Below are 24,998 nucleotides of genomic sequence, written 5' to 3'. Positions count from 1 at the left end.
CTCCCCCTCAGCCGACCGGGTCGAGGCCGCAGCAGCCAGCGCCGATGCTGGCCTTTTTCAGTTCGGTCTTCAGGAGGAAGGCGCCATCGACTACCACCTCTTCGCCGGGTTCGAGTCCGCGCAGCACCTGGTAGTACGGACCGGCGCCGTCGGTGAACTCGACTTTGCGCGGGCGGTAGCGGTCGGCCGCTTCTCTCACGAACACCACGTTGCAACAGCCCTCCCACTGCACGGCGTCGCGCGGCACGAGCGCGACCCGGCGGTGGCCGGTCCGGGCAATCGTGACACGCCCGAACTCCCCGGCCTGGAGCGTATGCCGGTGATCGACCACCTGCGCCCGCACCGTCCCGGTGCGCGAGTGGGGGTCGAGAAACCGCGCGACCCAGATGATTTTCCCGCCGACCCGGCTCAACCCGCGGCCATCCGAGGCAAACGTCAGCGGCTCCCCGACCGCCACCTGGCGAAGTTGTTCCTCGGTGAGGCGGGCCTCGATCCACATCACCGCGGGATCGGCCAGTCGGGCCAAGGCGCTGCCTGCCTCCTGAAGTTCTCCCGGCAGCGCCCGGCGCTCGACGAGGAGTCCGGCGGTCGGCGCGCGCAGCGCAAAGGTGCTGGAAATGCGGCCCTCGGCGATGATCTCATCGAGGTCATCCTCGCTCAAGCCGGCGGCCCGGAGCAGCCCCCGGCCGGCGACATAGGCCGCCTTGGCCTGCGCAAAGAGCGCCCGCTGGCGTTCCAGCTCGGCGTCGCTGATCAGGTCGCGGCCGCGCAGCTCCTCCTGCCGGGCCAGCTCGTTGGTGTGCACGAGAAGATCGGCGTGGGCGGAGAGCAGTTGCGATTCCAGCGCGGCCACCTCCGGCGACTGCAGGATCGCGAGCACCTGGTCCTCGCGCACCGTTTCCCCCGGCGCGGCCACCCAGCGCGCGACGAGCGCCGCCACGGTGGTGGCGACCGCGGTCGTCCTGGTCTCGTCGAACACGACCTCCGCCGGCGCCTCGATCGTCGTCTCGAGTTCAGCCGCCCGCACCTGCTGCACCGTCAGTCCGGCGCGCTCCGCCGTCCGGGCTGTGGCAAGCTGGATCAGCGCGTCATTGGTCGCGCAGACCAGGGCATTGGGGCGGAAGAAGAGGGAGACCCGGATTTCCTCGGCGGCGATATCCGCCGCCGAACTCGCCGGCTCCTCCTGGGGAAAGCCCAGCCCCGGGTTGCAGAGCCGGCAGTGCGACTCGGGGAGACCGTGCTCCTCGCACCAGTCGCCGGCCGCTATGAACGCGGCGATCAGGGCGGGGTCGCAAGCCGTGCACTGCGATTCCGGCACCCGGTGTTCGGCGCACCAGTCGTCGGCCTGCGCCGCCGGCGGCTCGATGGGGGCCGCCTCCGCGTGCCCGCCCGGTCCGTGAGCGTGCCCCGCGTGGGCATCGGCCTCCCCGGCCGGCTGTTCTGCGCCGCCGCATCCGAACACCACCAGGGCGCACAGCGCCGCCAAGAGCCCTGACTTCAGTCTCAACGCGTAACTCATGTGTGCAGATCTCCATTTCTCGTTCAGGTGTGAGGCCGCGCCGCCGGCCGCACCTGGGTTCGGCAATTCGTTTTGGGGAAGACAAGGACGCGCGGACGCCGCCGGGACCGGGCTTGGCCCCGCGGACGCGCTCAGCAGGAGATCCGGGGAGGATGGTCGATCGCGTGGATCCAGAGTTGCTCGGGAACGGCGGTTCCGCGAGAGCACAGGGGGAAGTGCGTTCCCTGGTCCGCGGGCGCGACCGGAAACGACTCGTCCGCCAGCCGGGGGGAATTGGCGCAATGGGCGCAGGTGCAGATTTCGTGGTTCTCATCGGCGCAGTGCTCGTCGCACCCCTCAAAAAACGACTCGCCGAGCACGAAAAGCGCAAAGGATGCCGCCACCAACGCCACCACCGGGATCAGTATCCCGGCACAAGAGAGATCTGGTCGGCGGCGTCTCATGATAGCCTGTAACCGGGCCGGCCCCGGTTGGTTCTCTTGAAGTTAGGCTATAGTATACGTAATTGCTCCGCTTTCGGCAAGAGAAAAGCTTGCTACCGGCCGGGGGTTCGGAAGGTGGGACTTGTACTTGACTGGCCCGACCCTTCTGCCTTGCTTTCCCCGTCGGCATTCACGCAGAGTTCTGAATCGGCGCCTTGTCCAGCAGTGAAAAGGGAGACGGTATGGCGAGAGAGAAGAAGTGGTGGGAGACATTTTTCGAGGACTTTCGACCGGCTTTTCGACGCGAACCGCCCGGAGAAACCCTCAAGCAGGCGCGCGCCATCTTTCGGAAGCTTGAAATGAAGAAGGGTATGAGATTTCTGGACTGCCCCTGCGGGTTCGGGAGAATCGGCCTGCCGCTGGCCAGGATGGGTCTCAAAGTCACCGGCGTCGATCTCACGCGGTCGTATCTTGACGAGTTTGCAGCGAGCGCGCGCAGATCCGGCGTGAGAGTCGAGCTGGTGCACGAGGACATGCGCCGGATAACCTTCGACGCTCAATTTCACGCGGCCGCGAATTTGTACACGTCGTTCGGGTACTTCCCGTCGGATTCGCAGAATGTGCTGGTCCTCCGCCGGATCTTTCGGGCGCTTCGCCCCGGCGGCCGGTTTCTGATGTCCATAATCAATCGGGACTGGATTCTCGTGAACTTCACACCGAGCGACTGGTCGGAAGTCGGGGGCGTGAGGATTCTCCAGACGCGCCGGTTCGACTATGCGCGGTCAGTCATGCACGATACCTGGCACTTCCTCAAAGACGGGACCGAGAAGGTACACCGGACCACGCTGCGGCTCTATTCGTTCCACGAACTCCGGGCCCTGTTCGAGCGGGTCGGGTTCATAGACATCGAGGGCTGCGGTTCTCTCGATGGCCGCCCGACCGGACGCACCAACCGCGACATATTCGTCCTGGCGCGCAAGCCGTGAGCGGGCGGTGCGGGGTCGCCCGGCCCACTAGTCGCGGGCGGGCGGCAGCGCGATTTGCCGGGCCCCAAGCGGTCGGAACGTGACCAAGTAGTCCGATCCGACCGGCAGGCGGAAATCGAGCTGGATCCGCGCCTGCGAGCAGTCCACCTCCCACGTGTCGATGATGCCGTCGCTGTCGGTGTCGCTGCCGGCGCACTCGCAGGTGTTCCATCCGGCCAGGTCGATATTGAACCCGCCGGCGACCACCTCGCCCAACTCCGTGCTCCACTCGGTCAGGTAGATGTCGCCCGGCTGAACGATCGAGCAGTTGCAGCCCCTCGATTCGGGGTCATCGAGGAAGGTGTACGACATCGGGTACGAGGCCGATTCGGGGATCGTGCACCTGGCCCGGGTGGTGACGAACGCGGCGGCGGCCGCCGCGCTCAGCCCGCTGCAGCCGTAGGCATCGATGCCGCCGATGCGGTAGGCTCCCGCTTCGGGGACGGCTTCCAGGCGGATCGCAAACTCAACCGCGTCGTAATCGCTCTCCGAGGTGCCCCTCACGGCGGCTGCCGACATAACGTCGGCGGGACTCCCGCCGAGCGGACACTCGTACTCATAGGGCGCCGGTGCGCTCATCCCGATTTGGCCGAACAGCGGGATAAAATCGATCTCGTAGCCGCCGGTGTTGTCGGTGTTGATGTAGATGCGGCCCGTCATCGTCGGATGCGGTTTGAGGATCAGATCGCGCGGCAACGACACGGAACCGTCGGCGGGCACCGTGACCAGCACCGAATCCGGATCGTAGTCGTCGTGGCGCGCCACCACCCACCACGTCCCCTGCGTGAGGCTGAAACTCAGCGTCCCCTCCAGCGCCCAAGTGTCGTAGGTGTCCTGGTCGCCGCCGGTCTGCCGGCAGTGGATGTTCACGTCGTCGCGGAACAGGGTCGAGGGCTGGCTGTGGTGGATGAGGATGTCGTTGCGCACGTAGCCGGCGACAGCGGCGCCGGTGCGCTCGAGCTCGAGGTCGGCGGTGACGGTTGAATTCTTGACCACCGTCACTCCCACCGAGGCCGTGCGGTACCCCGCCTTCGCCGCCGTGACGGTGCGCTCGCCGACCCCGATGTTCTCGAATCGATAGTGCCCGTCCGCGTCGGTCGCCAGTTCGTGCGGCGGGTTCATCGGGTTGTTGGCGTCCCCGCCGATTGTCACCGTCGCCCCGGCAATCCCCGTCCCGTGGGTCTTGTCCGCCACCATCCCCTCGATGTTGCCGAACTCGGCGTTCTCCTTCCACACTTTGAACGTCGTCTTGTAGCGGGCCGAACTCAGCGCGAGGGCGGTTTTGAAAGCCGACGATATCGAGTTGAACGTCAGCGTCACCTTGGCCGGGATTGCCAGCCACGACGCGAGCGTGCTGATCATCCCGTCGGTGAGCGTGATCCCGGTGATGATGCAGAACGCCTCCCGGTAGCCCGGCGAGGTGACGATCTTCTTGATCACTTCCTTGGTCAGAAACCATGAGCAGCCCCAGGGGTCGTTGGCCTCCATGTAGGCGGCGACCCGCTGGTAAACCCGGCCATCGGTGAAAATCGGCTTGAGAATCGACTCGTTGATCCGCTCGGCGATGGCGTCTTTCCCGGCCACCCGGGCGGTGTTGCACACCGTCCCGAGAACGTGCGAGCACAACTCCAGCGTCACCGTCACAAACCCGCCGTAGTGGGCGCAGAGCTGCTCGGCCGGCGTCAGATCCTCCCAGCGGTTGTCGGCGACCCCGAGGCAGCCGTAGCCGTAGATGTTGACGACAGTGGTCTCCGCCACGCTCACCGGCAGCGTCAGCCGCCGGCGCGAGGGGGGCCAGGGCTGCCCCTTGCGCACCCAGTCGAGGAAGTCGCCGTTGGGGAAGACATAGAAAGAGTCGGTCGGCGTGCAGCAATAGGCCCACCGCCCGAAGCTGTTCGATATCTCGAAGCTGGTTCCCCCGAGCCAGGTGAGGCGGTGGCCGCTGCGCTCGTAATCCGGCTGAATAGTCGGCGGCGCCTCGGAGGGGCTGGTCGGCGCGGCCGGAGTCGGCGCAAGGGACGCGGAGCGGACCCCCTCGGCGACGAACGAATTGACATACTCCGCCACTACTTCGGTCAGCAGGCTGTCGATCTCCGGATCGTCCACCGTCAGCGCCAGCCCATCGGCCTCCAGCTTGCGGCCGATCAGGGCGGCGAAATCGGCGAAAGCCACCTGGGCCTCGAGGGCGTCGAGGATGCTGTCGGCCTCAGCGGCGTCTGCCATGCACACGAACGGATTGAGAAACACAAGCGCCAGCGCCGTCGAACGGGCGTCGAGGAGAACGGGACCCTTCGCTGTCGGATCGGTGACGATTCCCATCAGCACGGGGTTGTGGTCGGTATCGACCGCCAGGAGCGCGGCCGCCGAATGCTCCCACACGGGCGCGGTAAAGCGGCCGGAGGAGTCGACGGCGCCCTGACCGCCGCCGCAGAGCACGGTCAGATCTTCCGGCGCCAGCGGCGATTCGGGGGGAAGGTCGATCGCCCCGGTGACGATCACCGGCCGGGGCGGCTCGGGCTCGGTGACCGTGTCGTCGTTGCCGCAATAGAGAAACAGCACCGCGCTGAAGAGCACTGCGGGGAACACCCACAGGCGGGAGTAGCGAAACATGGCGGCCTCCTCTGAGGCCTCCCGGGCACAGCCCAGTCCCAAACGCATGGCGGCCTATCTGGCGGCAATATAACAACTTCCCGCACTCTGTCAAGGAATAATGGACGAATCGCGCGCTGTTGAGCGGTCCCCGCCGACGCGCCTCAGGGCCCGCCGGAAATCCCCGCCGCGAGCGGTTGCGTTTTGGGGCCGCACCCCTATTATTTCCGCCGGGACTATGGAATACGCCGACCACCGCCCGCCCGCGGAGCACCGCATCCGCCGCCTTCTGGCCGACCAGTTCTACGGAGTCCTCTGCACGCGGGGAGATGGCCAGCCGTACGGTTCGATGGTGGCATTCGCCTGTTCCGATGATCTGCGCTACCTCGTGTTCGCCACCCCCAGGGGCACGACCAAGTACCGCTACCTGTGCGCCGGCCCCCGGGTTGCGGTGTTGGTCAACGACCTGAATCGCCATCCCGAGGACTTCATGAAAGTCGAAGCCGTGACCGCCACCGGCCAGGCGTCCGAGCTCCCCCCGGCCGAGTCGCCGCCGTGGCGCCGGCTGCTTCTGCAGCGGCACCCCTACCTCGAGCGGTTCCGGTCATCGCCGGCCACGGCGCTGTTTGCCGTGCGCATCGCGCGGTATCACTTCGTGAGTTCTTTCGATGATCTGATGGCGTGGGAGCCAGCGGACGCTGGGGGGTAGCACGTTCTCCCCGGGCACCGCCGGGTAAAAAAAAGCCCCGCCCGGACAGCGGCTGCCGGGCGGGGTCTTGCCTGGTGATTATCAGCTAAAAATCTGTTTGATGATCTCGGCGCCGTTCTCCCAGAACACCAGGACGACGCCCATGAGCGCACCGCCGGCCACCACGCCGGAGGCCACCGGGAACAAATACTCCTCGCAGTTCTTCGCGTTCTTCTTCTGCCAGGCCCAGCCGATCACCGCGCCGAGGAAGAAGAGCAGGCCGTAGAACCATTGGAAGACCCAGGCCAGGCCGACGCCCGCGGCCGAGGGAATCCACTTCTGGTGTTTCGGGAACACGCGGGAGAGGATGGGCAGGATGATCCCGACGAGGCCGCCGATTACGATGCACCAGATTTTGACCGGGTGCATCGTGCTCAGCCCTTTCGCCATGGCCTCGGCCACCCCCCGCCAGGTCTGGGCGGCCGGCGCGGGGAACTGGTCGGTGCCGAGCACGCCGGCGTTGGGGACGAGCATTCGGAACGCCGCCACGGTCACGAGCGTGCCGATGAAGATTCCGGCAAACTGGGCGAGGAACTGTCTGCGCGGGTGGGCCCCGAGGAGGTATCCGCTCTTCAGGTCGGTGAGCAGGTCGGCGGACGAGGTGGCGGCGCCGGCGGTGATGTTCGCCGACATGAGGTTCACATCCATGTTGCCCGGCGAGAGCGCGCCGAAGGTCAACTGGGTGATCTTGCCCATGGCCCCGACCGGGGTGGTGTCCGTCTCACCGGTCACGCGGCAGGCTACCAGCGCGAGAGCGAAACTCAGCAATACCGCGATGAAGCTCTGCCAGTAGGGCATCCCGAACGTCTTGTGCGCCAGCAGGGCGAGCGCCACCAGCGCGACCGCCTGCCCGATCAGGAACCACGAGCCGGGGGTCTCGATCGCCGCGACCGCATCGAGCGCCTGCCCGCTCCGTTTCGCGAGCATCCCCCCGAGCCCGCGGAACGCCCGCAGGGCCGCGCGCCATTCGAACAGGACCGACAAAATCCCGGAAGTGACCATGCAGGCGGTGCCGGCCCACAGCGACCACTGGACCAGGTCGCGGAAGCCGGTCAAACCGGCCGCCTCGGTGACGTTCCCCTGCAGCCACGGCACGAAAATCATCCAGCACGTGATCGACCCGATGAGCATGCTGGCCGCCACCCGCATCCCCACGAACATCCCGGCGGCGATGAAGATCGGATCCCAGGTGAAGGTCACCGTCCGACCGATCCACGTCTCGCCCAGCGTCGCCGAGCTGAACCGCCCCACGAGCGCCGAGATCTGGAGCGATTCCAGGCGGGCGCTGATCAGCCGAAGTCCGTCGGTGAGAAAGGCGCTGACGATCGCCAGCAGCCCGGCGATGCCCAGGGCGCGGGCCGCCCGCATCCCTTTCTGGCCGGTGGCGTGGAGCGCCCGCAGCGTCTCGGCCGCCGCAATCCCGCTCGGGAACCGCAACTGCTCGACATTGATCATCTGCCGTTTCATCGGCACCGCCATCGTAACCCCCAGAACGGCGATGAAGAACACCCAGAGAATCATGAGCGAAAACGACAGCGTCTCGTTGTGGATCAGGATGTACGCGGCGAAGGCCGACACCAGCGTCCCCCCGGTCGAGTAGCCCGCCGCGCTGGCCGTCGACTGCATGCAGTTGTTCTCCAGAATCGTCATCTGCGTCCGCGCCAGCTTCAGCTTGTAGAAGGTGGTCCAGATGGCGTAGGAGAGAATGCAGGCGGTAATCGCCACCCCGAACCCCCAGCCGGCTTTGAGGCCGATGTAGATGTTGGTCAGGGAGAGCACCGCCCCCAGCACCGAACCCATAATCACCGCCCGCCACGTCAACTGCTTGATCGCGTCGCCGCGGCCGACATAACATCGCTCGTACCACTGGCGCTCAATCTCTTCCGCCGTCCCCTTGAACCCTTCAATCGGGAGCTCATAGTTCTCGTAGGCGTCGCGCGATGCATCCGCCCCGCCAAGCTCCGAGGAACGCTTTGGCTGCTGGTCCATCGACATACCCTTGTTCTCCTTGCGAGTTAGTCGGCCTGGAACGATAGCCGTCAACTTACACCATCTTTCGAGCCAAGGCAACGCGATTCTGCCGCCCGCGTCGTCTCCGGCGCGGCGTTCCGCTCGGACCGCAAACCGCCCAGGCAGCGGAGGCCGCAGGTCATCCGACCGGCAACGCGCCGGCTCGGCGGCAGCCGCGGCGAGCAGTCTCAACCTAACGCAGACGGTATTGGTTTTGTATGCTAATCGTCCAGCGGGCGGTAGTTGACGCCCCAGGTGTCCAACCGGCGAAGGTGACTGCGGAGCCGCATGAGGAAATCCGGAAACGTGCGGGCGGCCGGCGGCGTCCAGAGCACCTCCGCCAGCGCGCACAGGCGGGGGAAGGCCATGTACTCGACCTGGTTCTCGGTCGCCATGTACTCGGTCCAGACATTTCCCTGGGCGCCAAGCACCCGGCGGAGCAGGTCGGGAGGGAGATCGGGCGGCGTCGGTTCGAACGCGTGCACCGCCTCCAGCGGCGTGAAGCCGCCGATCGCTTGCGGTTCGCTGGAGGTTCCCTGGTAGTGGTCGAAGTAGCAGTTCGACATCGGGCACATGACGACGTCGTGTCCCGCGCGCGCCGCGGCGCTTCCTTTGGCGACATTCTGCCAGGCCATGATCACCGCCCCTTCGGGCGCCCCGCCATCGAGAATCTCATCCCAGCCCACCACCCGCTTCCCCTGTGCCCGCAGGAACCGGGCGACCCGGCCGACGAAGTAGGCCTGGAGCGCATCTTCATCGGCCAGCCCGAGAGCGTCTTTTCGCCGCCGGCAGAGATCGTGACTCTGCCAGCGTGCCTTCGGGCATTCGTCTCCTCCGATGTGCAGGTAGGGGGAGGGGAACAGATCCGCGACCTCGCTGAGAACGTCCTCCAAAAATGTGAAGGCGGCGTCGTTGCCCGCGCAGTAGACATCATCGAACACGCCCCACTGGTTCGATACCTGGAACGGCCCGCCGGTGCACGAATACTCCGGGTAGGCCGCCAGGGCCGCCGTGGCATGCCCGGGCAGTTCGATCTCCGGCACCACGGTCACCTGCCGCGCGGCCGCGTAGCGGACGATCTCCCGGATTTCAGCCTGCGTGTAGAACCCGCCGTAGCGCCGCCCATCCGGCTCCGTCCGCCAGGCCCCGATTTCGGTCAGCCGCGGGTAGCGCCCGATTTCGATCCGCCACCCCTGGTCGTCCGTCAGATGCCAGTGGAAAATGTTGAGCTTGTGGAAGGCGAGCAGGTCGATGTACCTCTTGATGAACGCGGGCGGGAAGAAGTGGCGGCTCACATCCAGGTGCATCCCCCGCCAGCCGAACCGGGGGGCGTCGCGGATTTCCATCCCCGGCAGCACGATTTCCCGTTCCCCCGTCTCCGCCGGCCAGAGAAGCTGCCGCAGCGTCTGCAGGCCGTAGAAGAGACCGGACGGCGAGGCGGCGTTGACCCGGACTCCGCGTTCGCCGACCAGCAGCCGATATGACTCGGCGACCGGCTCCGGCCCTTGCTCCATGAGCAGATGAATTCCGGGTGGGTCTGCCTTCATCTGGTCCGCCTCCACCGGCCGCCACAGGGCCTCGCCTCCCGGCCAGGCGTCGCTGCCGACGGCAATGACCCGGCTGATCCGCGCATCGTTCGGTGCGAAATGGACCGGGATCGGCGCTCTCAGCCGCACCCCGCCGCCGGTCGGGAGAATCTCGGCCGGGCGCGGGATTACGTGTATCGGGAAAGTCACCGCGGCTGTCTCCAGCCCAGGAGCTGCCCGGAGACCCGCCAGTAGCCGTAATTGCCCCGCTCGTCCTTCGGGCGAATGTCCTCGATGACGAATCGGAGCGTGTGGCGGCCGGCGGTGAGGTGGTCGGTCAGATCCAGCTCGAGAGGCGCCGCCCGGTCTCCCGGGCACCAGCCGCTGCGGCTGTAATCGCACGACCAGGAACCGTCGGTCCAGCGGCGGCAGTACGGGTTGATCGCCCGGAAACGGCGGCAGTCATCCCGCCACGGCGGGTAGCGATACACCACCGCGCCGTCGACCGAGATGACGTTGTCCTTGCTGACGAATTCGTCGGCATCGGTGCCGTCGGTGCAGTGGCCGCTGACATAGTAGTGCAAGAGCACGCGCTCCATCCCCTCGGGCACTTCGATCACCGCTGCTCTCCCGGCCGCTCCCGGATCGTCGCGCGTGAACGCCTCCTCGTAGAGCAGCCCGGCCGCCCAGTCGGCGTTGAGCGCCTGTGAATCCGGCGCGTAGGTCAGCGAAAAATCCATGCGCCAACCCGGTGTGACCCACGTGTCGACGAATCCCTTGATCACGCGGGGGCCGGCCAGCAGCGGCGCCAGGGGAGACAGGTCGACCTCGAATTCGGTCGGCCCCCCATGGGCAGTCACGAACTTGATCAGTTCCACATCCGGGCCGCCGGCGACCTCCAGCCGCACATTTCCGGCGCGGTCCCAGCGGTCGTACATCTCGAGCTCGTCTTTCGGGATCGGCCTGAGGGCGAGGCGCCCGGTGATCCGTACCGGGCCGGCGAACGGAGGGAGCTCGACCCGGGCGGCGATCACGCGCCCCTTGTCCCGGACGGTCACGCCGCCGCTCTCGTACTTCGCAGAGTCGTCGGGCGCGAAATGAATCGTGTGGTCTCGGAAGACGACGATGGTCCGGGCATCCGCCGTTTCGAAGGCGCGCGGAGCGCCCGCCCCCGGGTTCAAAAGCGCCAGCGCGGCGAGTACCCCCACGGTGAATAGCTCCGTCTTGCTCGCCGTTGGTCGTCTATTGCGCTGTGTCATAGGTTAACCTCAAAGTGCGTATCTCAAACGGCGCCATCCGGAGCACCGCCGCCGGCGCCGCCTCAAGCCGTCGGCCGACCGCCCGCTCCATCAAATCGGTTTCTTCGAGAGTGAAATTCGGGAAGTCAATCTCCAGCCGCCCGGTCGAGTGTCGGCCGTGGGTCTCCGCCACGCGGAGAATCAGGCCGGCGTCCTTCTCCGCTTTCTTTACTGTCTCCAGGACCACGCCCTCGCCGGAGAGCCGCACCGGGAGGCGGGTGTTCGTCGCGCGCACGCCCTTCGCCGCCAGAAGCCCCTGGTTCAGCCGCGCCGCCTCGGCCATGACCTCGGAGGCGGCCAGATCACCGGGGTGAGGGAGGAGGCTGTAGGTGAACCGGTGTTCCCCCTGGTCGGCGTCCGGATCGGGGTAATTGGGGGCGCGCAGCAGGTTGAGATCCAACAGGCCGTTCTCGACCCGGTAGCCGTACTTGCAGTCGTTGAGGAGCGCCACCCCGTGGTCGCGGTCGGACAGATCGGCGTAGCGGTGCCCCACGACTTCAAACCGGGCCTGCTCCCACGAGGTGTTGCGGTGGGTGGCGCGCCGGAGATAGCCGTACTGGATGTCGAACGCGGCGTAGTCCGAGCGGACCGTGACCGGGAACGCCACGCGAAGCATCCGGTGCTTCTCGCGCCAGTCGACCGCCGTTTCGAAATCGAGCCGCCGCGACATCCGCCCCAGCCGCACCGTCTGCACAATGTGCGACCGGCCGATCCGGTAGCGGAAGCGAACCCCCCGGCGCACGTCCCCGGCCGGCAGCGGTTCGGCCGCGGCCGCCCGCGCCGTGGCCAGCGGCGTCTCGCGATAGAAGGCATCGATATCCCAGGCGTCCCAGTCGTTCGGCCGATCCTCGTACAGTGTGAGAATATTCCCCGGCGCCTCGGGGACCACCAGTTCGAGGCCGAGCGCCTTGTCGAAACAGCGCAGCAGCGCACCGCTCTCCGCCAACTCGTACCGCACCAGGTCATTTTCCAGCACCAGACTCTGGCCGGGCGGCGCCGCCGGGGCTGTTGTTTCTGCCGTCCGGCGGAGCGTCAGCGCAGCGTACGGAGGAATGCTCACGTGCACCGCCACGCCGTCCGGTTCCCGCTGGCACGGAGGCGTCGGCCCGCCGCCATCGATTTCGCAGCCCGCCCAGCCCGCCGGGAGTGTGACCGCCCCCTCGTAGGGATAGTGCAGGGTATTGACCAGAGTGAGGCAGTTCCCGTCGGCCGGATACAGCTCCGCGGCCACCGCGGCGGCCAGCCGTTCGCACCCGGCGAGGGCCTCCCGGTACTCCGTGTGCGCCACCCGGTAGACGCGGCCGATGCTGGAGCCGGGGATGATGTCGTGGAATTGGTTGAGGAGCACCGTCTTCCAGACCGCGTCCAGCTCCTGCTGCGGGTAGCGGTCGAGCGGGAGCTTGGCCGCGAGCATCTCCAGCGCCCGGAGCTTGTGCTCCAGGCGGCGATTGGCCCACTTGGCATACGCCTGCGTCGTCAAGGTCCCGCGGTGGAGTTCCAGGTACAGCTCTCCCGTCCAGGTCGGCAGCCGGTCCCGTTCGGCGGCGAGGCGGCGGAAAAACTCGCGGGCGGGGCCAAACCGCACGCGCGGTGCTCCCTCCAGATCGGCCTGCCGCCGGCCCATTTCGATGTGCTCCTCTTTCGGGCCGCCCCCGCCGTCGCCGACGCCAAAGAGACAGAGGAATTCGTCGAGATAGTCGTTTTCCCGGAAACGCTCCTCGGCCGCGGCGAGCGATTCGGGGTGCAGTTGGCTGTTGTACGTGTTTTCCGGCGGGAAATGGGTCAGCACCTCGCTGCCGTCGATCCCCTGCCACCGGAACGTGTGGTGGGGAAATTCATTCGTCTGGTTCCACGACAGCTTCTGGGTGAGGAAGTAGTCGATGCCGCTCTTGCGGAGCAGTTGCGGCAGGGCCGCCGAGTATCCGAAGACGTCGGGCAGCCAGAGGTTGTCGACCTCGACGCCGAATTCGTCGCGGAAGAAGTTCTTGCCGTGGAGGATCTGCCGCACGAGGGATTCGCCTCCGGTCACGTTGCAGTCCGCCTCCACCCACATTCCCCCCTGCGGCTCCCAGCGGCCGGCTTTCACCGCCGCCCTGACCTGTGCGTACAGCTCGGGGTAGTGTTCTTTGACGAAGGCATAGTGCTGCGGCTGGGAGGCGCCGAACACGTAGTCGGGGTACCGCGCGAGCAGGTCCAGTTGGGTGGCGAAGGTCCGGGCGCACTTGCGGATGGTCTCACGCACCGGCCAGAGCCACGCCGTGTCGATGTGGGCGTGCCCGACCGCGGTCACCGCCAGGCTCGAGGCCGCGGCCGGTTTTTTCAGTTCGCGCGCGAGTATCTCCCGGAATGCCCGGGCGCTTTCGCCGCTCGTCGCATACGCATTCAGCCCGTCGACCGCCGCGCGGACGATTCGCGCACGGCGCACGCTCCTCTCCGGAAGGCTCCTCACCAGCCCGAGGAGCACGCGCAGGTCGAGCGTGAGGTGCCACAGCTCGGTGTCGAAGACGGCGAGGCGGAGGGTGTTGACGCGCGCGTCGTACCGGCCGTCGCGGTTGGCCGCGTCCGGGCCGGGGTCGAGATCGCAGAACATGCCAAACAGGCCGTTGGCGGCCGCCTCCACCCAGAGCTCGACCGGTTCCCCGCCCGCGCAGGGATCGAAGAGGCGGACAACATCCCGCCCAAATTCGGAGTCGAACACCGAGCCGTTCGTGATCCCCTGGAGCATCCGGCCGTCGGGCCGGTACACCAATCCCTCGCCGCCCAGGTCGATGTGCGCCACGACTGTCCGCCCGCGGTACGTCTCCGGCACGCGGCCGACCAGATGAAACCAGCCGCTCTCCCAGTTCCGGCCCCAGACATCTCCGACCGCCACCGGCTCGCAGGCGAGCCCGTGTCTCTGCGCGAACGGCACCGGCTCGGCCGAGCGCGCACAGGTCGCCGCGAGCGCCGCCGGCTCGCGGAGGATTCCCCCCACGGCCCGGCGATAGAACTGCTCGAGCCTTCGGATCGCGATGAGCGTGTCTTTCGTGTTCACTGTCTGTCTCCGTTCGGCTTTACGTGCGGGGGGCCGGCCCCGATTCGGACACGAACCCGTCGTCGCGATGGTCGCGGTCGGCCACCTTCAGGCGGCGGTTCATTCGCCGGAGGTCCCGGAAACCGCCGATCACAAACCAGATGATGATGGCCGACGAGACCGCCACGTGGATGGCGAGGTAGGTGCGCCAGAACGACAGCCAGGCGCCGTCGCTCACCTCATGGGTCAGATTGTAGATTGTGCCGACGATAAACACGAGCAGCCACGCGCCGGTCCAGACGTAGTTGAGGATGTAGATGATCTTGTCGCCGCGCGTGAACTCCCGTCCCATCCCGAGCATCTTCCACCCCCGGGCGGGGGTCGCGTTGACGACCGTGCGTTCTCCCTGGATCGCGTATCGCCCGCGGTGGAGCAGCCGGTCGATGTTGAACGGTTCGCGGCGGTTCAGAAGCGAGACCGCGATGTAGACGAGCGAGGCGCCCAGCATGCTGATCCCCCAGAACCACTGGCCGTTGATGAAGAAATCGGGGATGATCTGGTGGATGATGATCCCGGCTACGGCGATCCCGGAGCCGGTAATCATGGCGGCCCAGGCGGCTGCCGCCGTCCCCCGCTTCCAGTACAGCCCGCCGATAATGACCGCCCCCGAGCCGCCGGCGAAGATGGCGCCGGTGATGGCAAAGAACAGGAAGATGTACTCGGCCTGCGTGAAGATGAGGCTGAAGAAGAAGGCGAACGCGCCGACCGCGACAATCGCCCAGCGCAGCACGCGGAGATGCTGTGCCGGCGCGAACGGCTTTTTCCGCAGGGGCATGATGACGTCCTGCACGATGATGCTCCCCCACGAGTGCATGTAGGCGTCGAGCGTGCTGATGCTCGCCGCGAGCATCATGGCGGCGAAAGCCCCGATCAGCCCGCGCGGCAGCAGGTGGGTGAGCACGAGCGGCACTTTCACCTGGCTCTGCACCGCCTTGCCCTCGATCCCCGACAGGGTGTCGGACACCGCCGCTGCAATCGACGCAAAATCGGGGTGGTTGAGAACCGTGTAGGCGACGATCGGCACGAACAGGAACATGATCGACATCGGAAGGTTGCGCAGCGACGAGAGCACGCTTGCCATCTTCGCCTCGTGCGCGCTCCGGGCCGACGAATTGTAGGCCTGCGTCCCCTGCCACGACATCGTCCCGTAGATCACGCCGATGATGCCCACGAGGAAGTACCAGAAATTGAAATCTTCCACCTGGCTCGTCTTGAACGGGTTGATCAGCGAGGCATCCCGCGGCGCCGCCGCCAGCGCCTGCTCGATGTGCCCCCAGTCGAACGAGACGAAGAAGTACACAACGAGGGCGATGAACACGCCGTAGACGAGCACGCCCTGGAAGAAGTCGGCGTAGATGACCGATACTTGTCCGCCGCCGAGGACGAAGTAGAGCGAGACGCCCAGCAGGAAGAGCATCATGAGCGGGAAGAGGGGGACCTCGAACCCGAGCAGGGAGACCGATTCCGGCAGACCGCAGAAGTAGATGAAGAACCGGGCTTCGACGGCCGGGAAGATTCCGAAATTGACGATGCCGGAGAGGAAGGCGATGAAGCCGGTGAAGATGCGGAACTCCCGGCTGTAGCGGGCCTCGAAATACTGCGCCAGAGTCAGCGAGCGCGTCTCGCGAAACCGGTAGATCACCCATCCCGACACGGTGATCAAGAGTACCACGAGCGCCGTCGTCATCCCCCACCAGGTGAGCGAGAAGCCGGCGATGAGGTTCATCTCGAGGTTGCCGACGACCGTGATTGCGCCGATGCCGGCGGCGCCGCTGGCCACGCACAGGACATACCGCCCGGCGGAGCGCCCGGCCGAGAGGAAATCGGCCACGCTCCGCATCACCCGCCGCCCGCCCTCCACCGAGGCGATCATGAGCCCGAGCGACACGATGACGATGGCCCAGTCGAGAAGGCTGAGATTCATGGGTGTCCGCCTTGCCTAGCCGCCCGCCTGCCCGGTCGGCGCCGTGCGGCCGTCTTCTGTAATCCGGAGCGCCCCGCCGCCGTCGCGGCGGACAACCTCCGCTTCAAAACGATCTTCCGTTGCCCGGAGCGCCGGCGGCCAGGTGAAACCGCGCGGTGCGGCGGTCTCGAGCGCGAGATCCGAGTGGGCCGCGGTGAAGCGGCCGTGCGCGGCCTGGTAGTTGCGCTCGGCGTAGTACACCTGGCGGAGCGCCCAGCGGGCGGAATCCGCCGGGTCGGCGACCAGGGCCGCCTCGGGCGACCCGGGCGGCGCCGCCGAAAACTGCACCAGCCCCCACATCTCCGGGTAGTGCATCGCGATCAGTCCCTGCGGCGACCAGACCCAGTTGTCCTCCGGCAGCGGCCGGCCGGTCGCCGGATCGGTCACCTTCGCATACACGCCGTCGCGCGCCTCTACCTGCCATTCGACGCGGGAGAAATTGACTTTCCACCGGTCCCCCTCGCGCGGCGGGCTCGGCCGGTGCGCGCACTCCGCCAGGACCGCCCAGGGAATGGCGATCTCCACCCGCCACCCCGAGTCGACGTCCGACGGATCGTTGAGCGTCCCCTCCACCGCCACCGCCGTCTGCAAACCCGCGATGTCCCAGGCGTTGACCGCCGGTCCCCCGTCCCGGTAGGGCTTCAGCAGGAGCAGGTCCCACACGGTGTTGAGCGCGTTCACCTCGAGTTCGTAGTACTCGTGCGTGTCCGCGTCGGGATCGATGAACACCTCGAAATCATTGTCGTGGTAGATGACCGCGTCGCGCCGGGTGAGGGTCGCCCACACGTGCGGCTCGGCCAGTTCGGCCCCGATGTAGAAGCAGGTTGAGTCCCACAGCATTTTGGCGCGCGTGCGGAAACGCGGAGCCGGTTTCCGGTCCCCCTCGATATCCGTGAACAGCTCGGTCCACCGGGCCTGCCGCCACGCGGCCTCCTCCAGGCGGCCGTCGACCGTGAGGCCCTCGGCCGTCCGGCAGCACACGTAGCCGCGCGGTGCGTAGGGGATCGCCGGGACCGGCAGAGTGTCGCCCGACGATCCGGCCGAGGCCCCTCGCCCCGGCTCCGGTCGGCATCCGGAGACGACGGCCAGCAGCAGCACAAACAGGGCGATCCGGGCCGCCGGGACGCCTTCGCACCGATCACACTTCATCGCACGCCTCGAGCAACTCGCCGACAGTCGCGGTCGCCAGTCCCACGCACGTGTCGGCCGCCCCGTAGTAGAGCAGGAGCTCGGCGTCGTCCTCGACCGCGCCGTCGCCGCCGTCGCGGGCCGGGATCAGCCCGGTCGGAAAGACCACGTTCGGCACCTGGCCGGTCAGCTCGTAGAGTTCCCGCGGTTCCAGGATATTGGCGCGGCTGCGCGCGATCACCCGGCCGGGGTGGTCGGCGGCCAGCAGTACGACCCCGGCCTGGTAGATGTTGCTCGCCGCGAAGTGGGTGGCCACCCCGTGGTACACGTGGAGCCAGCCGTGGCGGGTCCGGAGCGGGGGCGGCCCCGACCCGATCAACTCGTCCCAGTAGTGCGGCCGCCCGGCCATCACCGGCCCGCGGGGCGACCAGTCCTGCAGATTCTCCGACACCGCCCACTCGATCGCATCGCCGCTGGCCACCCCGCCCTCCAGCCGCGTCCGGTTCGGCCGATACAGCATCGCGTACGCCCCGCCGATCCGCTCCGGGAAGATCACCGCGTTGCGCGCCTCATCATGCAGGATCTCGCCGAGGAATTCGAACGCGCGAAAATCCGTGGTCCGGGCCAGGCCGACCCGGCAGCCGGCATCGGTATCCATCGCCAGCGTGACATAACACACGTCGCCGATCCGGGTCAGCCGCGGGTCGTAGATATGGTGGAGGCGGTGCGGGAAGCGCTCGAGGCCGGAGAAGGTGATCGGGCGGCGGTCGATCCGGAACTGAATGCCGTTGTCGCTGAACGCCGTCAGGAGGAAAGTCTCGCGGCCCCGGTTCTGGACCCGGAGGATCAGCACCACCTGGCCGCGCCACCGCACCGCGCCGGGATTGAACACCGACGACACATCCACCAGCGACGGTTTGATGCAGGGAATATCAGTGCGGCTGATCAGCGGGTTCCCGGAGTAGCGCTTCATCGAGTCGTGTCGTTGCAGACCTTTTCCCCAAGGATAGGTGAATGAGTCTCGGGGGACAAGAGGTTTCCTGCGCCGGGGGTGCGGACCGGGCGGCCGGAAGCTGCATTCGCTCGGAGGAAAGCCCGGAGAGCGCCGGATGCGTGTGTCGAAGAAATGTGCGGTGCGGGGCAAACACTTACGGGCTGAAGCGGGAAATCCCGGCGGTCGGCCGCAGTTCCCCTGCGTATCCGAAGAACCCCAGGGCAACCGAGGTCTTATCAGTTGGGGCAGCGATCGGCGGCGCCCCGGGTCGTTCGCCGCATTCGTACGCCAAAATGCGACGAGCGGGAGGTGTGCTCCCGCTCGTCGGCGAACCCGATATCGCCAGACCGGCTTACAGGCCGACATCGACCAACAACCCGAGTTGGTCAGTCTTGATCTTATCGGCCTTGCCTTCTTCGCGATGGGTGTATTCGGCGTGCAGCGCCACGTTGACGGCCGTCCAGTCGCCGAGGTAATAACGCACCAGGAGGGAGAACGCGCTAATGGTGCATTCCTCGTCGAAGTCGGGAGGGGTGACCCAGTTGTAGGCGGCCGATCCGACCAGCCGGTTGTTCATCAGCCCGGCGTAGTCGAGCTGTACGAAACCGCCGGTGAAGTCGTAATCCGCGGTGTCGGCGGGCACAGCGGGGAGGTTAATGGCCTGGTCATCGGATCCCTGCAGGAACATGCCGTGCAGGTTGAACGTCTGCCAGTTCAGGCTGAGGTCGGCGCCGATGCGGTGGAACTGCGCATGCGCCCGGCCATTCCCCTGCCCGGCCGCATCGGGAGAGGGATCGCCCGTGATGGTCGGACACCACCCGAAATACCCGAACAGACCGATTCGCTGGCCGGCGTTCTGTCCTTCGCCGCGCCCGAACACCTGCGAGGCCCGCACATACACGTCTTTCGCGCGGCTGTTGTCGGGGTTGGCCCCGCTGCCGTTGACCACCCCGAGGGCATAGAACAACCCGCGGCGGAAGTGCCCGGTCACCTCCACTCCCAACTGGTTGTCGTCGAACACGAAGCCGTTCGACGGCGTGGTGAACGCGTAAATCTCGTACGGCTGGAGCAGGTAGTACGACCGCTTGCTGCTGAACGGATGGTAGGCGGGCTCGAACCGTCCGACCCGCACGTTGACGGCATCCGGCACCAGATTGCTGAAAACCAGGTTGGCCGATTCGAGCCCCCCGAGCTGGCTGGGAGCGGACCCGTCGGCCGGCCCGGTGTAGTCGGCCGCCGGTTCGTCGATCCGCGGCGTATAGACGATGAGGTACGAGATGTTCTTGTGGAGCACTCCGGCCGAGAACACATCCAGTCCGTGGATGGCGAACCCGGCGGTGTTGGCATTGGGCCGGTGGCTGGCGAACAGGCCGACACTGGTGCGCACCGCCAGCGGCGGCGCCGTCTCAAACACCGTTCTCTCCAACCCCTCCTGTCCCGGAATCTGGTAGCCGCTGTTCCGGTAGAGCTGGCCGAAATCGTTGAGCTTGGTGAACCCCGTGTGGCACATATTGCAGTTGAAACCGTACTTCCGCGCGAATGCCGGCACCCCCTGGCTCACCTGAGGTACCATCAGGAGGATACCGATCGCGAGCGCGCCGCGTCTCATCATTCTGCTCATGATAACCTCCTTCACTTGGGCATTTTCTCCGGCGCGACCGGCTGTTCGTTCGCCACCGAGGGGTTGCTGCTGACCATGGCGCGCTCCATGAAAGCCACCAGGGCGTCGATCTCCGCGCGCGACAGCCCCAGCGGGAGCATGAGGGGGTCGAGATTCGCATCGTCCGTTCCCCCGCCGCGGTTGTACAGCGTCACGACGTCGTGCAGCGTCTTCTCGGTCCCGTTGTGCATGTAGGGTGGGCGTTTCGCGGCGTCCCGCACCGTCGGCGTCTTGAACTTCGCCGCGTCGGCGGGGTCTTTCGTGACCGCCTGGCGGCCCTCGTCGTAGGCGGCGCCGGGAGCCGGGGCGACCCCGAGATTATGGAACCGGCCGTCGGAGAAATACCCCCCCCAGTGGCACAGCGTGCAGTGCCCCTTGCCGTTGAATATCTCCAGCCCCTGCTTCTCCTGCCGGGTGAGGGCCGACTGATCGCCGCGCACGAAGCGATCGAACGGCGAGTCGGTGGTCACAATCGTTCGCTCATAGGCGGCAATCGCCTGGGCGACCAGGTCGAGCGTGATCGGGACCTCCCCGAAAACCCGCTTGAACTCTTCCACGTACTCCGGGAAGCCGTCGACCGTCCGGAGCATCGCGTCGTGGGTGTTGCCCATTTCGATCGGGTTCGCGATCGGCCCTTTCGCCTGCTCTTCGAGCGACGGCGCCCGGCCGTCCCAGAACTGCAGCGGGCTGTAGGCCGCGTTCGAGACCGGCGGCGCACGTCGTCCGCCGCGCTGGCTGTTGATCCCCGCACTCGTCGGCCCCGCGTCCGACCAACCCATGGCCGGATTGTGGCACGTCGCACAACTGATCGTGTTGTCCTTGGACAGGCGGGTGTCGAAATAGAGCTGTTTGCCCAGCAGGACTTTCGTGTCGGTCTGGGGGTTGTCGACCGGCACGATGACCGGCGGCAGATTCCCCAAGCGCTCAGGGCCCAATGAGTGGGCGCTGACAGCCGTGAGCGGAACACCGGCGTCGTCGGCGGCCGCCGGCCCCGGGCCGAACAGGGCCGCCGCCGCCAGAAGTAAAGCAGCACCGAATCTCATGTCATCGCCTCCTTTCCCAGGGCGCTGTGGGCCCTGGCGCGAAGAATCATCCGACCGCTTCGTGATTTTCCGTGGGCCAATATCCGCCGCTCCCAATGCACCGTCAACAGCAGTCTTGGAGTGCGGCATCGATATCGGGCGCCGGACCGGCCGGGCCGGGGACTCGCGTCAGAATGTGACAGCCGCGGCCGCATCCGAGCCGGCGTCTCCCCGGCTCGCCCGCCTCCGCCCCGCCCGCCGGCGCCGTCTCAGAACCTCACCCCGACCATGAACGATAGGTTCGTGTTCGTGATCTTCACCGAGAGGTCGCCGTCGAGATAGTAACTGTCGCCCGGTTCCGCTCCCGTCGCCTCGTTGACCGCGGCGGCGAAATCATCGAAGCCATCGACCATGCCGATCAATCCCACCGTGTACCGCGCGTCGAAAGTGAAGTACCCGTAGTCGATGCCGCCGCCGAAGACGAGCCCCACGTCCACCGACTGGGTGTAATCGGAGAGGTCGATTCGATAGTCGCTGACCCGGAACTCCGAACCAAGGAGGAAATCCAGCGCCGGCCCGGCGAAGAGGTTTGGATGAGCCGGCCCCGCAGGCATGAGGTCGAACTTCAGCAGCACCGGGATTTCCAGGTATTCCGTAGCCCATTCGGGCGTGTAGAAGAAGAAATCCTTCTCCGCTCCCTTGGCGACGTACAGGATCTCCGGCTGCACCGCGAATTGGCGGCTGACACGGTAGGTCAGAAACGCACCGGCCGTGAAACCCACCCGGCTGTCCAGAAAATCATCCAGTTCATCGTACTCGGTGTTGATTCGGGAAAAGTCGAGACCGAGTTTGACACCCTTGCCGGTCACCCCGGCAGGCGACTCCTGCGCGCTGGCGGCGATGCCCAGCATCAATAGTGCTCCCGCCATCAGGATTAGCTGCTTCATAGGACCTCCTCATCACGCCGGTCGTTGATAACGCCGTCATTTTGTGGCGGCAATATGGCGGGGGGCTGATCGCCCCGCCAAGATAAAAGCGGCCTCCCGCCATGATGATCGCGGTGAAAAAACCCTTACGGATAGCGCCCGAAATCGCCGCACCACGGCCGCCGCCGCGATATCCGCCGCCGAGCGCGGACCTCGGTCACAACGATCGTCTCGGCTGACGTATGATGACGGGGACGGCTGCGATTTCCGGCCCGCCGGCTCAGGAATTCCCTGAGCTCCACCGCTCCTTTTGGCGAAGCAGGCGTTCGCCCGCGCGATGGAAATCGTGGCCGGAATCGTTGCGTCGGCTCAGGATTCTGTTCCCGCGCGGCTCGCCTTTATGACCGCTCCGACTCCGATTTGGCAACCCCCACATTCCGGCGGCGCCCGATTGTCGCAATTTCTTGTCTGCCGTTATTTCTCAACAGAGAAAACAAACGGGTCGAAAGGGCCGACGCTGACGGCAGCGCGCCGGCCGGTTGGGCGGACAAGCGGCGCCGAACCGGCTTCACTTCGACCCGCCCGTTGCGAAGAGACCAGCCGCTGACTCATAACCCAATGGAGGTAGGTCGCCATGAACCGCAGATACGTCGAGACGAAGGTTCTCGCCCAGCATGGCCCGTCCACCCACCTGCTGATCAAAGCCGGCGACACGGTCGTGCAGGCGAACTACGCCGAAGTGGCGCCGTGCGCCTTTCCCGTGTGGACCGGAGCCCCCGTCTATGTCGAGATTCCCGCGCATGGAGTGAAGAACAGCGTTCCCGGGTCGTTCTCCCGGGCCCCAGAGCCCCAAGACGCCTCCGGCGAACTGCCCAACATCATCAAGTTCCCGGTGTACACGCACCAGGAGGAGACCGCGCTTCAGGAGTTTGAAGACCTCGCCGGTCCGTCGGGGCGCAGCAACGGCGCCACCGGCCCGGGCTCGCGCCTTCCCGTCGTCGCCATCGCCGCCGCGGCCGGCGCATTGATGAATGACGACCGCCGCATCGAGACCCACCGCGTCCTGCCGGTGTGGAACGACGGCACCGCCGTGCTGGTGTCGCTCGACTGGTGCGAGGGCGAGCCGGCCGAGGGCACACCCAATCCGGAGTGGCACCTGCGCGCGTCGAACGGCCTGCCCCTTGACCTCGGACTGCGCCATCTCGCCGAGTCCGCCCAGCTGCCGGCCCAGGCCGCCGACAGCCGCTACTGTCTCACCGTTTCGCCGTGGAAGCTCGGCGCCGCCGTTCTCGGCAGCCCGGGCCACGAAACGGCGCACAAAATCTGGCAGCGCGAATGGCGCTATGACGACCTCGAGGAGTTCCGCAGCGCTCTCGGGCGGCTGCGCGATGCCCTCCTCGGTCTGACCGCCGACCTGCCGTCGATGGCCGAACAACGTGCGTGATCTACAAATGAAACCTGTTTACCGGAGGATACCATGCGTATCGTAATCCCCAAAGAAATACTCCACGCCGAGAAGCGTGTGGCCGCCATACCTGAAACGGTCGCGAAATTCCGTCAGAAAGGCTTCGAGGTGGCGGTCGAAGCCGGGGCCGGCGAAGGCATCTTCGTGTCCGACAGCGACTACGAGAAGGCCGGAGCCGCCATCGTCCGCGATGTCGAAGAACTCTTCGGCCAGGCCGACCTGATCCTGAAAGTCAAACAGCCGATCTTCAACGAGGCCCGGGAGAAGCATGAAGTCGACATGATGCCCTCCCGCGCCCTGCTCGTGACCTTCCTCCACCCGGCCTCTCCCGACAGCCACGACATCGTGCGCAAGCTGGCGGCGCGGAGGATCACCTCCCTGACGATGGACGGCATCCCGCGCATCTCGCGCGCGCAGCGCATGGACGCCCTGACGTCCATGAGCACGGTCGCCGGCTACCGGGCCGTGCTTGACGCCGCCGAGTACCTTCCGCGGTTTCTCCCCATGGTCGGCACCGCGATCGGGGCTATCAAGCCGGCCACCGTCCTCGTCGTCGGCGCCGGCGTGGCCGGGCTCCAGTCGATCGCGACCGCCAAGCGCCTTGGCGCGGTCGTGAAAGCCTGGGATATCCGCGAGTCCGCGCGCCAGGAAGCCGCCAGCCTCGGCGCCAAAGTCGAGGGTTTCGACGTGCCGGCTGACCTGGCTATCGCGCCCGGCGGATACGCCCGGCAGCTGCCGGAGGAATGGCTGCGCAAGGAGCAGGCCGCGATCGGCGCTATCGCCGCGCAGGCCGACATCATCATCCTCTCCGCGCTCGTGCCGGGCTCCCTGGCCCCCACGATCATCACTGAGGAGATCGTCGCCCGCATGCGGCCCGGCTCGGTCATCATCGATATCTCCATCGACCAGGGCGGCAACTGCGCCCTCACCAAGCCCGGCCAGGACGTCTGGGCCCACAGCGTGCGGATCTGCGGCGTTCAGAACCTCCCCGGCCGCATGCCCATGCAGTCATCCTGGCTCTATGCGAACAACATGTACTACTACATCGAGAACCTGTTCAAGAACGGACCGGGGACGCCGGATTTCGAGGACGAAATCGTGCGCGCGTCGCTGGTCACAACCGACGGTCGGATCGTCTACGAACCCGCCCTGGAGGCCATGGGCGAGCGCGTGACCGTCTGAACCGCCGCCCGGAGGATGAAGTCATGACGGATCTGATACTCATGCTGCTGGTGTTTGCCCTGTCGTTCGGCGCCGGCTACCTGCTCATCTCGCGGGTGCCGCCGCTGCTCCACACGCCCCTCATGTCCATGACCAATGCCGTGTCGGCGGTGACCATTCTCGGGGCCATCCTGCTGTTCGCTGTCCCGTCCGGCGCGGGCGAGAGGGTGATCGGCGCGCTCGCGCTGATCACCGCCGCCTTCAACCTCGTCGGCGGCTTCGTGATCACCGACCGGATGACGCGGCTGTTCAAGACGCAGCACGATCCGGCCAACCGAACGGACGGTGCCTGAATGAGTGTGGCGGCCGCGCCCATCGGCTAAGGTCCGCGCCGAACGGTTCGGGCGACGCGGAAGGACGGACGCCGGCCTTCGGGCCGGCGGCCCGAACCGCCGCACCGGACCCCGCT

Annotated in this window: 18 protein-coding genes; 5 read left to right on the top strand and 13 right to left on the bottom strand. The window is 66.6% G+C overall.

All coding sequences use genetic code 11. The features are described from left to right. Window positions 1-7: 7 nt before the first annotated feature. Both KA261_06005 and KA261_06000 read right to left on the bottom strand, forming a co-directional pair. Complete coding sequence (locus KA261_06005; protein MBP7697345.1) at window positions 8-1,519, bottom strand: efflux RND transporter periplasmic adaptor subunit; 1,512 nt, start codon at window positions 1,517-1,519, stop codon at window positions 8-10. A gap of 131 nt (window positions 1,520-1,650) precedes the next feature. Continuing rightward, a complete protein-coding gene (locus tag KA261_06000; GenBank protein MBP7697344.1) occupies window positions 1,651-1,902 on the bottom strand; it encodes a hypothetical protein in 252 nt (83 codons plus the stop codon). Between the two features lie 281 nt (window positions 1,903-2,183). On the opposite strand from KA261_06000, the gene KA261_05995 reads away from it, so the two are divergent. Then, window positions 2,184-2,927 (top strand): class I SAM-dependent methyltransferase, encoded by a 744-nt coding sequence (locus KA261_05995; GenBank protein MBP7697343.1) that lies wholly within the window; start codon window positions 2,184-2,186, stop codon window positions 2,925-2,927. Between the two features lie 27 nt (window positions 2,928-2,954). On the opposite strand, the gene KA261_05990 is transcribed toward KA261_05995, so the two are convergent. Then, window positions 2,955-5,576, bottom strand: a complete 2,622-nt coding sequence (locus tag KA261_05990; protein MBP7697342.1) for a carboxypeptidase regulatory-like domain-containing protein — start codon at window positions 5,574-5,576, stop codon at window positions 2,955-2,957. A 217-nt stretch (window positions 5,577-5,793) separates the two neighbouring features. Here KA261_05990 and KA261_05985 point away from each other — a divergent pair, with 217 nt between their 5' ends. After that, entirely contained in the window at window positions 5,794-6,264 is a 471-nt protein-coding gene (locus KA261_05985; GenBank protein ID MBP7697341.1) for a pyridoxamine 5'-phosphate oxidase family protein, read from the top strand. An 81-nt stretch (window positions 6,265-6,345) separates the two neighbouring features. On the opposite strand, the gene KA261_05980 is transcribed toward KA261_05985, so the two are convergent. The 10 genes from KA261_05980 to KA261_05935 form a co-directional block, all read right to left on the bottom strand. Then, complete coding sequence (locus tag KA261_05980) at window positions 6,346-8,298, bottom strand: OPT/YSL family transporter (protein MBP7697340.1); 1,953 nt, start codon at window positions 8,296-8,298, stop codon at window positions 6,346-6,348. Window positions 8,299-8,534: 236 nt separating this feature from the next. Further along, entirely contained in the window at window positions 8,535-10,049 is a 1,515-nt protein-coding gene (locus KA261_05975; GenBank protein ID MBP7697339.1) for a beta-N-acetylhexosaminidase, read from the bottom strand. Beyond that, window positions 10,046-11,098 (bottom strand): hypothetical protein, encoded by a 1,053-nt coding sequence (locus KA261_05970; protein ID MBP7697338.1) that lies wholly within the window; start codon window positions 11,096-11,098, stop codon window positions 10,046-10,048. Before KA261_05970 ends, KA261_05975 begins: the two co-directional genes overlap by 4 nt. Further along, the gene (locus KA261_05965) at window positions 11,082-14,171 is read right to left on the bottom strand and encodes an alpha-mannosidase (GenBank protein MBP7697337.1); all 3,090 of its coding nucleotides are present in this window, start codon (window positions 14,169-14,171) and stop codon (window positions 11,082-11,084) included. Before KA261_05965 ends, KA261_05970 begins: the two co-directional genes overlap by 17 nt. A 19-nt stretch (window positions 14,172-14,190) precedes the next feature. After that, the gene (locus KA261_05960; protein ID MBP7697336.1) at window positions 14,191-16,134 is read right to left on the bottom strand and encodes a sodium:solute symporter; all 1,944 of its coding nucleotides are present in this window, start codon (window positions 16,132-16,134) and stop codon (window positions 14,191-14,193) included. Between the two features lie 15 nt (window positions 16,135-16,149). Continuing rightward, entirely contained in the window at window positions 16,150-17,322 is a 1,173-nt protein-coding gene (locus tag KA261_05955) for a carbohydrate-binding family 9-like protein (GenBank protein ID MBP7697335.1), read from the bottom strand. Then, on the bottom strand, window positions 17,312-18,274 hold the full coding sequence (locus KA261_05950) for a glycoside hydrolase family 130 protein (protein ID MBP7697334.1): 963 nt from the start codon (window positions 18,272-18,274) through the stop codon (window positions 17,312-17,314). Before KA261_05950 ends, KA261_05955 begins: the two co-directional genes overlap by 11 nt. Window positions 18,275-18,647: 373 nt before the next feature. Beyond that, window positions 18,648-19,916 carry a hypothetical protein gene (locus KA261_05945; GenBank protein ID MBP7697333.1) on the bottom strand — a complete coding sequence of 423 codons (1,269 nt, stop codon included), beginning with the start codon at window positions 19,914-19,916 and terminating at the stop codon, window positions 18,648-18,650. Window positions 19,917-19,927: 11 nt separating this feature from the next. After that, a complete protein-coding gene (locus KA261_05940) occupies window positions 19,928-20,998 on the bottom strand; it encodes a cytochrome-c peroxidase (GenBank protein MBP7697332.1) in 1,071 nt (356 codons plus the stop codon). Window positions 20,999-21,246: 248 nt separating this feature from the next. After that, entirely contained in the window at window positions 21,247-21,924 is a 678-nt protein-coding gene (locus tag KA261_05935; GenBank protein MBP7697331.1) for a PorT family protein, read from the bottom strand. A 613-nt stretch (window positions 21,925-22,537) separates the two neighbouring features. Here KA261_05935 and KA261_05930 point away from each other — a divergent pair. From KA261_05930 to KA261_05920, 3 genes are read left to right on the top strand one after another with little or no spacing between them, the layout of a single operon-like run. Next, a complete protein-coding gene (locus KA261_05930) occupies window positions 22,538-23,347 on the top strand; it encodes a hypothetical protein (protein ID MBP7697330.1) in 810 nt (269 codons plus the stop codon). A gap of 33 nt (window positions 23,348-23,380) precedes the next feature. Beyond that, complete coding sequence (locus KA261_05925; protein MBP7697329.1) at window positions 23,381-24,550, top strand: NAD(P) transhydrogenase subunit alpha; 1,170 nt, start codon at window positions 23,381-23,383, stop codon at window positions 24,548-24,550. A gap of 23 nt (window positions 24,551-24,573) precedes the next feature. Continuing rightward, on the top strand, window positions 24,574-24,882 hold the full coding sequence (locus KA261_05920; protein MBP7697328.1) for an NAD(P) transhydrogenase subunit alpha: 309 nt from the start codon (window positions 24,574-24,576) through the stop codon (window positions 24,880-24,882). Window positions 24,883-24,998: the final 116 nt, after the last annotated feature.

The organism is Candidatus Zixiibacteriota bacterium (assembly GCA_017999435.1).
In the GTDB taxonomy this organism is placed as follows: domain Bacteria; phylum Zixibacteria; class MSB-5A5; order GN15; family FEB-12; genus JAGNLV01.
Note: the sequence above shows the minus strand (reverse complement) of the source record. Positions and strands in the feature narration are given on the sequence as shown.

What these genes read in the sequence shown, in the direction of transcription:
- KA261_05945 (MBP7697333.1), bottom strand. Translation starts at nt 19,916, where the DNA reads ATGAGCAGAATGATGAGACGCGGCGCGCTCGCGATCGGTATCCTCCTG.
- KA261_05970 (MBP7697338.1), bottom strand. Translation starts at nt 11,098, where the DNA reads ATGACACAGCGCAATAGACGACCAACGGCGAGCAAGACGGAGCTATTC.
- KA261_05930 (MBP7697330.1), top strand. Translation starts at nt 22,538, where the DNA reads ATGAACCGCAGATACGTCGAGACGAAGGTTCTCGCCCAGCATGGCCCG.
- KA261_05935 (MBP7697331.1), bottom strand. Translation starts at nt 21,924, where the DNA reads ATGAAGCAGCTAATCCTGATGGCGGGAGCACTATTGATGCTGGGCATC.
- KA261_05955 (MBP7697335.1), bottom strand. Translation starts at nt 17,322, where the DNA reads ATGAAGTGTGATCGGTGCGAAGGCGTCCCGGCGGCCCGGATCGCCCTG.
- KA261_05990 (MBP7697342.1), bottom strand. Translation starts at nt 5,576, where the DNA reads ATGTTTCGCTACTCCCGCCTGTGGGTGTTCCCCGCAGTGCTCTTCAGC.
- KA261_05925 (MBP7697329.1), top strand. Translation starts at nt 23,381, where the DNA reads ATGCGTATCGTAATCCCCAAAGAAATACTCCACGCCGAGAAGCGTGTG.
- KA261_05985 (MBP7697341.1), top strand. Translation starts at nt 5,794, where the DNA reads ATGGAATACGCCGACCACCGCCCGCCCGCGGAGCACCGCATCCGCCGC.
- KA261_05920 (MBP7697328.1), top strand. Translation starts at nt 24,574, where the DNA reads ATGACGGATCTGATACTCATGCTGCTGGTGTTTGCCCTGTCGTTCGGC.
- KA261_05960 (MBP7697336.1), bottom strand. Translation starts at nt 16,134, where the DNA reads ATGAATCTCAGCCTTCTCGACTGGGCCATCGTCATCGTGTCGCTCGGG.
- KA261_05995 (MBP7697343.1), top strand. Translation starts at nt 2,184, where the DNA reads ATGGCGAGAGAGAAGAAGTGGTGGGAGACATTTTTCGAGGACTTTCGA.
- KA261_05940 (MBP7697332.1), bottom strand. Translation starts at nt 20,998, where the DNA reads ATGAGATTCGGTGCTGCTTTACTTCTGGCGGCGGCGGCCCTGTTCGGC.
- KA261_06005 (MBP7697345.1), bottom strand. Translation starts at nt 1,519, where the DNA reads ATGAGTTACGCGTTGAGACTGAAGTCAGGGCTCTTGGCGGCGCTGTGC.
- KA261_05950 (MBP7697334.1), bottom strand. Translation starts at nt 18,274, where the DNA reads ATGAAGCGCTACTCCGGGAACCCGCTGATCAGCCGCACTGATATTCCC.
- KA261_05980 (MBP7697340.1), bottom strand. Translation starts at nt 8,298, where the DNA reads ATGTCGATGGACCAGCAGCCAAAGCGTTCCTCGGAGCTTGGCGGGGCG.